The organism is Bacillus sp. ISL-47 (assembly GCF_018613175.1).
Lineage (GTDB): Bacteria > Bacillota > Bacilli > Bacillales > Cytobacillaceae > Cytobacillus.
Map to the genome: position 1 here is coordinate 1 of NZ_JAGGQS010000079.1, position 12,024 is coordinate 12,024.

Consider the following 12,024-nt stretch of genomic DNA (forward strand, 5'->3'; position numbering starts at 1 on the left):
AGTTTGTCGACAGTCTGAAAGAACCATCTTTTGATGGTTCTTTTAATGGTCATTACATTCTCAATTAAAACAATATAGATAACCCAAGCCATTTTAAAAAGTCATTTTTTCTTATTTAGCCGGTTCTATAACTTTGAACCAAAAATCTTTTTATAGTTCCTATTTACAACGTAATACTTGTCAGCATGAAACCTCGTTTTTCTATTAATGCTGTCTACAATACCCATGGCAACGTTTAGATACAATGGCAACGGTGTATGCGAAATTAATATTCCTTGATTCGGAGATATTGGCAATGTAAACTCTGCACTCCTATATCCCCTTCTGTTTGTTTGTAATTTATAAAGCGTTCAACATTTCAAACAAGGTCAATTTCTGTTCAACAGACCTAACTCGATTTAAATTTTGATTACTTCTAGTACCTTTACAAGTTGTCTTCCTAATAACTTTTAATGCATAAAAAAATCCACCCTTCTTTTTACAGAATAAGTGGATTAAACACACCAGTATACAGATAATCCGTCACACTAGGTTTATGTAATTTACCGAAAAAATACTAGTGACTTTATCAAAACAAATCACTGTCAAATCACAGTCAAAAAACTGTTCAAACCGTTGATAACATTGAATGGTTTGGCGGGACCGCCTGGGAATCGAACCCAGCTGACCTGGCACGCAGGTCATAATAAAAACTCCTATTGTAGAAGTTGCTGACCTTGTTTTGTTTCCTTCAACAAACAAGTCTTCTACAAAGGAGTTTTTGTAAATAAGCAAGCCCTTTTCATAGTAAATATTAATTTCATGAACTGTTCACTTTTTCAATGGACTCAGACAGCTTGTTTCCCAAAAAAGTGAACTCCTTCATTACTACTTAATTGTTTAGTATTCATTAACATTTATACTTAAACTTAAATTTAGGCTTTATGTATTATCACTCGAATACTTCCCTTCCTTATCCCCTATACTTGATCGTTAGTCCTTTTAAGAAGTTTCTGGCAAAATTGTCTAAGCATATTTTATAATTTTTATGTCCTTCTTTTCTTAAAAAAGCTCCGATTTCTCCTTTTGAAACGTTTAATCCAGCTTTTTTGAATATATCTATCATGTCCTCTGTTGTTAATGACAAGGCGATTTTGATTTTCTTTAGAAGGATATTGTTTACGTTTGTATTATTTTCTATGGACGGTTCCGGCGTATTAGGTTGACCTGGTTTTGGCTCTTGTTTACCTCTTTTATAGATAATGAAGCCATTCAAAAAAGAATTTAACATACTATTCGTCAATTTTAATTGGCTGTCATTCTCTTCTTCATCATCTGACTTTTTAAGGATCTTTACCACCTCTGGTACGGAGACCTCTATTCCTCCAAGTTTAAAGATCTCTGCCATTTCACTATTTTTGATTTCTAACGCATATCTCAATCGGATTAATATATCATTATTATCTATCATCTTATTTCCTCCTATTTTAAAATGGGCACTTCTCTTTATTGCAAAAGGACCCTTTTACTATCTTAAGTCTATCATCGCCGCAGCCTTACAATGAGTAGAGTACGGAAACAATCAATTTAATATGCTTTAGCCCCTAAAGAAAGTATATGGATGGCACAAAAAAACCGCACAGCATCCCACTATGCGGCAATCATATGTACATTTGGCGGGACCGCCTGGGAATCGAACCCAGCTGACCTGGCACGCAGGTCACAAGCGGTTTTGAAGACCGTGGAGGGCACCAGCACCCCAATCAGCCCCGTAAAGACTCTTCTTATTATAAGGGCAAATGGGGCTGCTTTCAAGACTATTGCTTCCTTTCTTGTCGAAAAGGTGGACAAGGATTATAATAGGGACAGGAAATTAAGTGTGTAGGTGAATGCAATGCAACTTGAAGGCTGGTTTTTGTGGTTTATTTTATTCTGGGTTGTGGTTCTGATTTCGTTCTTTGCGATTGGCGGCTTTTTTATGTTCCGGAAGTTTTTAAAGCGGATGCCGAAAGAGGATGGGAAATCGGATTTGGATTGGGAAGAACATCATGTGAATGAAACACGTCATCTTTGGCAGCAGGAGGAAAAGGATTTGCTGGAGGATCTGGTAAGCCCGGTGCCTGAGCTGTTCAGAGATGTGGCGAGAATGAAAATTGCCGGGAAAATTGGCGAGCTTGCCTTAAAGGAAAAGGCAACAAAAATTGACCAGGATCTCTTGATTCGGGGATATATCTTAGCTACCCCAAAACGGGATCATAACTTCCTGCGCAAGAAATTAACAGAAAAACAAATAAGCATGACGCCATATGAGCATTTGTTTTAGACCATTTCGGATAACCGGAATGGTTTTTTATTTATTGGTGTTTTGGTTTTTGGCATCTTGTTGATTGGATCGGAAGGCACAAGATGCTTTAAAATGCATTTGCATTTTTTTCGTGCGGTGTCAATTCGGATGCTTATTCTATGTCCTGCTGGAGAAGCTTTCCCAAGAGAGTCCCCCGCAGGCGTGGAACCTAAGGAGGCTCCCGGTCCGCCCGCGGAAAGAGAGTGCCTGCAGCGGAATTAAGAGTCCAATGTAACAGAACCATTCTTAATAAATAGGAAAGGTTTTGAGGCTGTTGAATAGAAATTAGTAGTAACCCATTTTCCTAAAGGAGAAAAAATATGACCTCTAAAGCAATTTTCTTAAAACAAATGTCTGCCTGCCTCGATCAGCCCAATTGGTTTGTGCCATTCACTGCATCCGTAAATGGCCTTTCAGCAAAGGAAGCTTCCTTAAAATCGGGATCAGCCAATTCCATCTGGCAAATCGTAAACCATCTTACTTTTTGGAATGAACGGTACTTAATGAGGTTCAAAGAATTAACGCTGCCAGAAGCAAGCATCTCCAATGATGACACTTTTAACAGTGATGCCTCTGTTTCAGAAGAGGAATGGCAGTCCGCTGTATCAGCTCTCAAAAAAGTAATGACTGAGTGGATAATTGCTTTAGAAGAATGCACTGATGAAAAGATGCTTTCTTCAGCTTACAAGGAACCCGTTGAACCCTGGTCTTCAGTTATTGCCAATCTAACCATTCATAACGCTTATCATATCGGCCAAATAGTAGAAATACGTAAAATTTATGGACTCTGGGATGCCAAAAATGGAGTTCATTAAGATTCCCTTAAAAAAAGCCGCCGAGCCCATGCCCGGTGGCTTTCAATCTTATAATGTCGTCTTCGGATTCCCTGCCCCATAAAGCTCCTGATGCAGCTTGCGGTAATTCAAATACATCGCAATCCTCCAAGGCACAATCATGGCAAAAGCAAGAATCCAGAACATGCCGCTCAGCTCACCATAGTCAATCGTTGAACTAAGCACCATTTTTCCAATAATCCGTACTACAAGCAATCCTATTAATATAAAAGCAAATGCTTTTGAACGCCTCAGGTAGATTTCGTTATCCCTGATTTCAAATGAAGATGTTTTGATCAGCAGGATGGAGAAAAGCATACCAACTGCAGCTGCTTCCAGAATCTCCATGGGAGTCACTCGAAAATACGGGACCACAAACATGAGCGCACCTGTGCTCATGAAAATCGGCGGCAAGATGATTTTCTTGGCGGAAGCCGGTTTTTTGGCTGCTTTCATACGTACAAACATAACAGCAATGGCCATAAAAACAGCACCGATTGATGAAATTAATACAAAATCCATGCGATTTCATCCTCTGTTTCATTAGATTACTTTCCTATTATATCTTAATGGGCTTGATTTAGGTACATTAAAGACAAATGAATTAAAAAAAGCCAACTCCATTTGATACCCGGACACATCCTTATGTCCAGGGTACCTGAGTCAGCTTCTTAGCTTAATACCCGATTGACTGCTTCCAGTACACGCCCTTCTTCAAAAGGCTTTACAATAAAATCCTTTGCGCCTGCTTCAATGGACTCAACCACTACCTTCTGCTGACCCATTGCCGAGCACATAATCACCTTGACGTTTGGATAATCTTTTTTAATTTCCTTCATAGCATCCAGTCCGCTCATTTCCGGCATGGTAATATCCATCATAACGAGATCCGGCTCCAGGTTTCCATACAGCTCAACAGCTTCCCTGCCGTTCTCTCCTTCTCCCACAATCTCATGGTCGGCTTTTTTTAAAATGCTGCCCAGAGTGACTCTCATAAACTTTGCATCATCCACTATTAAAATTCTTGCCACACTGTTTCCCCCTTGTACTGCATTGGAACTATATCTCTATTATACTTTTATCATAGTAAAAAATAACCAAAACACCAAGTAATAAACCTCTACATCCAGTAAAAAAGTTTGGTTCCCATATGAATCAACTATCCGCACTGAAAGAACACATCTTACAATATAGCGAAGTATCAGACAAATTTCAATTTAAAGAATACGACAAATTTCGACCGGACCATAGCCCTTTTTACTTATATCAAAAAAAGCAGCACATTCCCAATTTGAATGTGCTGCCCATTTTTTAGAAACCAGTAAATCCGCCAAATAATGGCGATAGAATCGCTATAATTTTTGTCATCCAGTCAAAGAACAGGACAACACCCATAATCATCATTAACACACCGCCGATTTTCATAATCTTGACGCTGTTTCGTTTAATCCATTGCATCTTTCCAACAAAGAAGGAAAGGACAAAGAATGGAATTCCGAAGCCAAGAATATAAGCAATCATATAGACCATAGCAGATCCTGGGTTAGCTGCAGCAAGAGAGATGACCGCTCCAAGAATCGGACCTGTACACGGTGTCCAGCCTGCCGCAAATGCCATCCCGATTAAAATCGACCCCAGAAATCCAGCAGGACGGTTTTTAAACTCGAAACGCCTTTCTTTCATTAAGAATTCCGGCTTGATCACTCCTACTACGACCAGACCGAAGAAGAATATAAAAATGGCCCCAAGCTGGCGGATTAAATCCTGATATTCATTAAAGAAGCGTCCGATAAACGTGGTTCCAAACCCAATCGCAATAAAGATTGCAGAAAAACCAAGCAGGAAGAAAAGTGTATGCAGCATGCTCCGCCTTTGCAGCATCGCATTCTCTTCCTTAATCTCCCCTACTGACATCCCTGTAATATACGATAAAAACGCCGGATATAATGGCAGGCAGCAAGGAGAAATAAAGCTCAAAAACCCTGCCCCCAACGCAATAAATACATTCAAATCTGTCATAATCACAACTCCTGATACACATTCATTCCTGTTTATTCTAACAAATACCATGCTAAAAAGATAATGGATAGACTGTGAACGTTTTGTGTCTTAATAAATACTCCAATAAGTATAGAACTGAGTTCGATTTTTTAAATGTTGTGATAAAGCTCAAAAATGATCCTAGCACCCTGTTGATTGTAGCGGAAGGTGCGAGATCCTCGCAAATGCTGACGCATTTCCTTCGTGCGGTGTCTCTTCGAGGATGCTTATTCAATGTCCTGCGGGAGAAGCGAGTCAAAGGGAGACCCCACAGGCGTAGAGCGCCCAGGAGGCTCCCGGACCGCCCGCGGAAAGCGAGCACCTGCAGCGGAAATCAACAGGCCAAGGCAACAGAGACATTAAAAGCTCTTACAAGTATTAACTGGAAAATCCCTTACAGCTCTGGAAATATCCCTAAACAAGCTCTATAATAAACCATATTAATTTTCAACCTAAAACATGTTTTTTTAATGTAAATGTTATTAAACTTTAAACGAACTTTCTTTTGAATTTATTACCATAATTCGATATACTAGTTTATATCTTAACAAATTCTGTTATTATCTTTCAGCATTTGACATGGAACATAATTGGCAGCTGAATTTTACATAATGTCACGAGAAACCACCAGAGAGGAATTATTGGCCATGTGTAAACAAGAACTGCTTACATTGATTGAACAGAAGAGGACTGAATTGATTCAAGTGGCCATGACCAGCGGCTTAAACTCTTCGGCGGCAATCCGGTACAGCCAGGAACTTGATGCCCTATTAAATGAATACAATCGAATCTTTATTAAAAAAGTGCAGACCCATTAAAAAACAGCCTAGCGATTGATGCAGGCTGTTTTGCATTTTATTTTCCCAACTAAATCCTCTACTATATCCATTTAACCATCGTTCACTTTAATGGTATAACCCTCAATAATTCCCTGATCCTCTAGTTTTCCCACTCTGGATGCGGTTGCCTGTCCGATCAAATAGATTTTCTCGCCAAATTCTTTCATCGTAATACGGCTATTTTCAGTAAAGACATCCAATTGATACGCATAAACCTGAAATCATTATTGTAAATGGAGGAGATAATCAATTCCTGGAAGGTGGTTCGCTCGTCATGGGAAAAGAAGATATTTTTGAAGTTTATAATGCTGCGCCAAATTCCAAAATCATTTCCGTCCATATGGAAGCGGTCAATCATTGGACATTATCCAGGGACGAATTAAAAAGCTTTATTAATGAAAAAGGGATTTCCTCAAATGTCTTGGCGCCTGATGATGGTGAATCATATTCATTTTAATAGTAAAAAGACGTGTGAGCCTTCACACGTCTTTCCCCATTAATCAGCCAACTGCATCCTCCACTTTTTCAGCAGATCCATTCTGCAGCAGGTACATTTTATGATACAAGCCCCGTTTGGCAAGCAGTTCCTGATGTGTGCCTCTTTCGACAATCTCCCCTTGATGAAGAACAAGAATCAATTCTGCATCCTGAATGGTAGAAAGGCGGTGAGCAATCGCAATCGTCGTCCGGCCCTTCCGCATTTTCTCCAATGCGATTTGAATTGCTTCTTCCGTTTCCGTATCAATATTCGCAGTCGCTTCATCCAGCACCAATACTTTTGGATTGGCCGCAATCGTTCTCGCAAAGGCAATCAGCTGTCTTTGTCCACTGGAAAAAGTAGAGCCCCGCTCGACCACCTGATGATCATACCCGTCTTCCAATTTATCAATAAACGTATGGGCCTGAACAAACTGGGCTGCTGCTTCAATCTCTTCATCGGTCATTTTCTCATTATGAAGCCTGATGTTATCCTTGATCGTTCCGTAAAAAAGGAATGGATCCTGAAGAACAAGCCCCATCTTCGTCCGGAGTTCATCCTTTGGATAGGATTTAATGCTTTTTCCATCAATGAAGATATCACCGCGTTCAAATTCATAGAAGCGCATCATCAAATTGATGATGGAGCTTTTCCCGCTGCCTGTATGGCCAACGAGGGCAACGGTTTCGCCCGGCTTGGCTGTAAAAGAGATATTTTTCAAAACATCCCGTTTGCCGTCATAGGAGAAGCTCAGGTTTCTAAACTCAATTTCCCCATCCTTAATTTCGGCAGTGTTTTTATCCTCCTGCGCAGGCGCTAGCTCCTTTTCATCCAATAGTGCAAAAGCTCTGGAAGCCGCGATGATGGCTTGCTGATACATGGAGAGCCTCATCATAATCTGATTCACCGGCTCAAAGAATCTGTCCAGATAGCTGACAAACGCATAAAGCACCCCGATTTCAATCGGACTATTAAAAGAAGAAATCCCAAAGAAACTCAGTACTATGATGAGTGCCAGCACATACACAAGATCGATGGCAGGCCTTAGCAGCAAACCATCCATTTTGATATTCCGCATCCCGGCACTATAATGCTGCTCATTAATATCGCCGAATTCCTTCCTCAGCCTTTTTTCCTGCCTGAACACCTGAATAATGGACATTCCCTGCAGAGATTCGCTTAGCTTTGCGTTCAGCTGGCTCAGTTTTTCCCTCAAATCCTTATAAAAAACTGAACTATATTTCCGGTAGGTTCTCATGATCATAAAGAGGATCGGCAGGATCACCAGACAAAACAACGCAAGCTTAACATTCAAAATAAACATTGCCACAAATATGCCTGTCAGGAGGAAAGCTCCCTGAATAAACGTGACCAATACACTTACGAACATATCTTTGATTGCCTCTGTATCATTGGTCACTCTTGAAACAAGGCTTCCTGCAGGCGTTTTATCGAAATATTTTAAGCCCAGCGACTGTACTTTCGAAAAGACGTCAACCCGCAGCTGCTGGATGATTTTCAAAGCGATTTCCTGGAACTTCAGCAGCTGAAAATACGATACAAGCACATTCATGATTTGAATGCCCAGGTATGCAGCGCCCAGAGCAAATAACGGCTCAAACACAATGTTTCTTGGTGTCAAAAAATCATCGATAAAGATTTTTACCAGGATCGGCCCCAGTATGTCTCCTATCGTCGTTAACAGGAGCAGACTGAAGGCGAGCAAAATCGTTTTCTTATGCGGTTTTGTATAAGAGAGCAGCCTGAACAGAACCTTGCGCTGCTCTTTTCCTTTCATAACTGGTGTTTTTTCCATTTACTTATCCCCCATGCTCCACAAGCTCTTCCAGCTGCTGGCGCAGATACATATTCTTATACCAGCCCTCTTCAGCCATTAGTTCTTCATGCGTGCCCCGCTGCACGATTTTCCCTTCATCCAGCACAATAATAAGGCTGGCATGCTGGATTGCACTCAGGCGGTGAGCAGTAATGATCGTTGTTTTGCCTGCCCGCTCTTTTCTTAATGAAGTAAGAATCGCTTCCTCTGTTTTGGCATCGACAGCAGAAAGGGAGTCATCCAAAATCAATACCTCTGGATTCATGAGCAATGCTCTCGCAATGGAGATCCGCTGCTTTTGCCCGCCAGAAAGAGATACCCCTCTCTCGCCGACGACCGTTTGATATCCATCCGTAAATTCGAGAATATCCTCATGGATATTGGCGAGCTTTGCTGCAGCATTGACCTCTTCAAGCACTGCATCCGGCCTTGTAAAAGCAATATTTTCTGCCACAGTGGCCGAAAATAAGAAGTGTTCCTGCGGTACATAGCCAACTGCTTCCCTCAGCTTCTCCATTTTATAGCGGTCAATTGGATGACCAGCAAACAGAATCTCTCCTTTATAGCCTTCAAACTCACGGATGAAAAGCTTCAGCAGAGTTGTTTTACCCGCGCCTGTTTTACCGACAATGCCGAGAGTCCCGCCTCTTTGCAGCCTAAAATGAATGTCCTTAAGCAATGGTTCATTTTCTCCCGGATAAGCGAACTCCTCAATTTTGTACTCAAGATCTCCGCTTGGAACTTCATTGATGCCAGACTGATCATCTTTAATATCGATTTCTTCTGCAAGCAAGGAGGAAACACGATCATACGAGGCTCGGCCTCTCTCCACGATATTGAACAGCCAGCCAAATGCCAGCATCGGCCAAATGAGGAGTCCAAGATAAGTCGTAAAGGAAACAAGCTGCCCGATCGTCAATTCTCCTGCCAATACATATTTGGCTCCAAACGCGATCGATAGAAAGAATGAAATCCCGACAATGATGGAGATGGTTGGGTCAAATAAAGAATCAACTCTGGCTACCGAAATATTTTTTTGAACCACATCTTCTGACTGCTTGCGGAAATCTTCAATATCCTCATTTTCCTGGCCAAATGTTTTAATGACTTTAATCCCTGAGATGCTCTCCTGCGTTTTATCATTTAATGAAGAAAATGCCTCTTGCGCCTTATGGAATCGTTTATGCAGAAGTGTCCCATACCAGCTTGTCAGCAGCGCCATAAACGGCATTGGAATCAAACTGATAAGCGTAAGCTTCCAGCTGATCGTTGTAGCCATGGCGATAATGACGAAGCCGCCTGTTGCAAGGGAATCTACAAATGTAAGAACCCCCGCTCCAGCAGTCTGCTGAATGGCCTGAAGATCGTTTGTCGCATGTGCCATCAGATCGCCAACACGCTTTTTCTGGTAAAAAGACTGCGACATTTTCGTAAAATGATGAAAAAGCTTGTTTCTCAATAATTTAGAAAGCTTTACCGCCGATCCAAAAATCATAATGCGCCAATAATAACGGAGCACATACATCATGAGTGCCACAGCAGCCAGGAGCCCAATCCACATTAAAAGCGATTGTCCTGTCAGCTCACCATTTTTAATCGAATCAACCACAATTCCGACTACTTTAGGCGGAACCAGCTGCAGGAGCGCCACAAACAACAGCAGAATAATCCCGTTTACATACGATTTTCTCTCCTGTTTAAAAAACCACATCAAATCCAAAAATACCTTCATAGCTTATCCTCCGAAACCCGTAGCATAATAATAGCTTAAATAGTTTATCAAATATTTGAAAAATAAGGAAGATTTTTTATTACCAAGAAAAAAGCACCCCTTGAGGATGCTTTACTGCCCTAATGCTTCGATTCGATTTAGGAGGCTTGTCACTTCATTTATTGTGCTAAACAGTTGGGAGTTCTCCAGCTGATCCAAGGCCATGTTCCCATGATCCAACACTTTATTTATCTCTGCCAGAAGCGCTTCATTTTGATTCACCAATTCCTGATGGATATCTTCGGCCAAGGTCGGGATGTCCTTTAGTGCAATAAACTCTTCTACATCCTGTTTAAGAGTGAACAGCCGGTCCTCAAGTTCTTGTTTTAATGCTGGATCAGAAGCTGCCTCTTTAATCAGTTGCGGTGCCTCTTCAGCAAAATTATTTAAGGTATTGATATGCTCTGTCGCCTGATTAACATAGTCGATGGAATCATTCACTTCTCCAAGAAATGAACATCCGCTTAATAACATGGTAATGGCAAGAAGCCCAGTTAGGAGGTATTATTTCATCGCTTTTCCCCTTCTTGATTTTGTCATAGTCTATATACGTATTATATTTAAAGAAGGTTTCGTGGAAAGCATAAAAAAATAACCACCTTCCTGTCTTCCAGAAAAGTGGTCTTTGATGGGATGCTTGTCCCTGATTACTTGCCAGTCTGCTTGTTCATGGCATTCATCATTTGGTTGATTTTCTTTTGTGATGGCTTCATGCCCATTTGCATCATCATCATTTTTAACATTTGTTCGTTAATTGGCGGATTTTTCTCTAGGTAGCTCATCATGTATTTTCGAGCAATGAAAAATCCTAGTGCTACACCAGCAAGAAGCGCCAGTATACCGACTAGAATATAAGTCCACATAAATACTTCCTCCTTCATGTTGTCTATCATACAGTGTACTAGACCAAAGGTTATTATACAATATTTGCTTCATTTTTTCTCTTATTTTAGACGAATTTTCTTTCTTTAATCGGTTTTAGCCACCCGTATCTCTGATGCTGAACGTCAACAGCCAGGAAGGAAGACTCGCTTTTTCGCAGCACCTCAAAAAATACCGTCTCAGCTTCATAGCTGCCAGCTGCTTCTAAAACCAAACACCGTTCAAACACTTCGAGCTTCGCCCTACTTTTTTTATTCATCTCTATATAGTATGCACTTTTTTCTATAAAAAAGTCCTTTTTCCTTTGAAGCTGCTGGTGAATATATTGATGTAACCGTAACCCCGGTATTGGTTTTGTGACAAAATCGATCTGTTTTGAAAGAATAGACTTCATTTCACCGGACGAATGCTCAAACTCCTCAAACAACTGAAAAAACATACGCTCTCTTCCAAAATAATGGGACGCAAATTCATCTTCTATTAAATACAGTTGATAAGCTCTCATTCGGCCCCTCCTTCCGGGACTACCCATTTCTTTCAATTATAAGGAAACAAAGGCAAGGAATCTGTCTTAAGATGTCAAAAACTATCACTAATTTTGTCGAATAGGAACATTATGAGGATTCTTAGTGGGAGATGAACATTCTCTACTGCTGTTTCGACTTCTATATTAAGTGCATAAAAATTTACATTTATTTTAGCTTTTTTCCCTGTTTTAATATCGGATAATCCTGTTTAGTGGGGAATACTGTGATTTTTTCTCAGTTTTATCCTTTTTTGATATATTTAAAATTGCTGCTTTGTATTATGGTATCTTCTTTGACACCAGATTCTTTGGCTTCTTCTCAATTTGGGCTTCATGAAGGCTCTATCTCGAACATTTTCCTTGTCTTCTTATCATTATGGTCGCTATAAACACTTTTTTACGACCATATTCTCTGGCTTCCTACCATTATGGTCGCCATAAACGATCTTTGACGACCATTTCTTTGGCTTCTTACCATTATGGTCGCCATAAGCG

General features: G+C 40.6%; 12 protein-coding genes, 1 tRNA gene and 2 pseudogenes. 4 read left to right on the plus strand and 11 right to left on the minus strand.

Annotated elements, in window-relative coordinates:
• Nucleotides 1-952: 952 nt before the first annotated feature.
• Nucleotides 953-1,447, minus strand: a complete 495-nt coding sequence (locus tag J7I93_RS23290; RefSeq protein WP_214729104.1) for a YehS family protein — start codon at nt 1,445-1,447, stop codon at nt 953-955.
• Between the two features lie 206 nt (nt 1,448-1,653).
• Nucleotides 1,654-1,750, minus strand: a tRNA-Sec gene (locus J7I93_RS23295).
• A gap of 123 nt (nt 1,751-1,873) precedes the next feature.
• On the opposite strand from J7I93_RS23295, the gene J7I93_RS23300 reads away from it, so the two are divergent.
• Nucleotides 1,874-2,302, plus strand: coding sequence for a DUF2621 domain-containing protein (locus tag J7I93_RS23300; protein ID WP_214729108.1), 429 nt, complete (start codon nt 1,874-1,876; stop codon nt 2,300-2,302).
• 341 nt (nt 2,303-2,643) lie between these two features.
• Entirely contained in the window at nt 2,644-3,138 is a 495-nt protein-coding gene (locus tag J7I93_RS23305; RefSeq protein ID WP_214729029.1) for a DinB family protein, read from the plus strand.
• A 48-nt stretch (nt 3,139-3,186) separates the two neighbouring features.
• Here J7I93_RS23305 and J7I93_RS23310 read toward each other — a convergent pair whose 3' ends face one another.
• The 3 genes from J7I93_RS23310 to J7I93_RS23320 all read right to left on the minus strand — a co-directional run bounded on the left by J7I93_RS23310 (nt 3,187) and on the right by J7I93_RS23320 (nt 5,175).
• A complete protein-coding gene (locus J7I93_RS23310; protein ID WP_214729031.1) occupies nt 3,187-3,678 on the minus strand; it encodes a CcdC family protein in 492 nt (163 codons plus the stop codon).
• Nucleotides 3,679-3,827: 149 nt separating this feature from the next.
• A complete protein-coding gene (locus J7I93_RS23315) occupies nt 3,828-4,187 on the minus strand; it encodes a response regulator (RefSeq protein WP_214729033.1) in 360 nt (119 codons plus the stop codon).
• A 280-nt stretch (nt 4,188-4,467) separates the two neighbouring features.
• Nucleotides 4,468-5,175 carry a cytochrome c biogenesis CcdA family protein gene (locus tag J7I93_RS23320; protein WP_214729035.1) on the minus strand — a complete coding sequence of 236 codons (708 nt, stop codon included), beginning with the start codon at nt 5,173-5,175 and terminating at the stop codon, nt 4,468-4,470.
• 668 nt (nt 5,176-5,843) lie between these two features.
• Here J7I93_RS23320 and J7I93_RS23325 point away from each other — a divergent pair.
• Nucleotides 5,844-6,014 (plus strand): aspartyl-phosphate phosphatase Spo0E family protein, encoded by a 171-nt coding sequence (locus tag J7I93_RS23325; protein ID WP_214729037.1) that lies wholly within the window; start codon nt 5,844-5,846, stop codon nt 6,012-6,014.
• Between the two features lie 80 nt (nt 6,015-6,094).
• Here the strand turns inward: J7I93_RS23325 and J7I93_RS23330 are convergent.
• Nucleotides 6,095-6,202: pseudogene (locus J7I93_RS23330) on the minus strand (Lrp/AsnC family transcriptional regulator); the annotation flags it as partial.
• A 32-nt stretch (nt 6,203-6,234) separates the two neighbouring features.
• Here J7I93_RS23330 and J7I93_RS23335 point away from each other — a divergent pair.
• Nucleotides 6,235-6,492, plus strand: a pseudogene (locus J7I93_RS23335) (MBL fold metallo-hydrolase); the annotation flags it as partial.
• A gap of 43 nt (nt 6,493-6,535) precedes the next feature.
• Here J7I93_RS23335 and J7I93_RS23340 read toward each other — a convergent pair.
• The 5 genes from J7I93_RS23340 to sirA form a co-directional block, all read right to left on the minus strand.
• The gene (locus J7I93_RS23340) at nt 6,536-8,329 is read right to left on the minus strand and encodes an ABC transporter ATP-binding protein (protein WP_214729039.1); all 1,794 of its coding nucleotides are present in this window, start codon (nt 8,327-8,329) and stop codon (nt 6,536-6,538) included.
• Nucleotides 8,330-8,333: 4 nt separating this feature from the next.
• Nucleotides 8,334-10,082: an ABC transporter transmembrane domain-containing protein gene (locus J7I93_RS23345; protein WP_214729041.1), complete on the minus strand. Its 1,749-nt coding sequence runs from the start codon at nt 10,080-10,082 to the stop codon at nt 8,334-8,336.
• Nucleotides 10,083-10,193: 111 nt separating this feature from the next.
• Nucleotides 10,194-10,562, minus strand: a complete 369-nt coding sequence (locus tag J7I93_RS23350; protein WP_214987838.1) for a DUF6376 family protein — start codon at nt 10,560-10,562, stop codon at nt 10,194-10,196.
• A gap of 206 nt (nt 10,563-10,768) precedes the next feature.
• A complete protein-coding gene (locus J7I93_RS23355; RefSeq protein ID WP_214987835.1) occupies nt 10,769-10,984 on the minus strand; it encodes a YneF family protein in 216 nt (71 codons plus the stop codon).
• 86 nt (nt 10,985-11,070) lie between these two features.
• The gene (gene sirA / locus J7I93_RS23360; RefSeq protein WP_214729045.1) at nt 11,071-11,508 is read right to left on the minus strand and encodes a sporulation inhibitor of replication protein SirA; all 438 of its coding nucleotides are present in this window, start codon (nt 11,506-11,508) and stop codon (nt 11,071-11,073) included.
• Between the last annotated feature and the right edge of the window lie 516 nt (nt 11,509-12,024).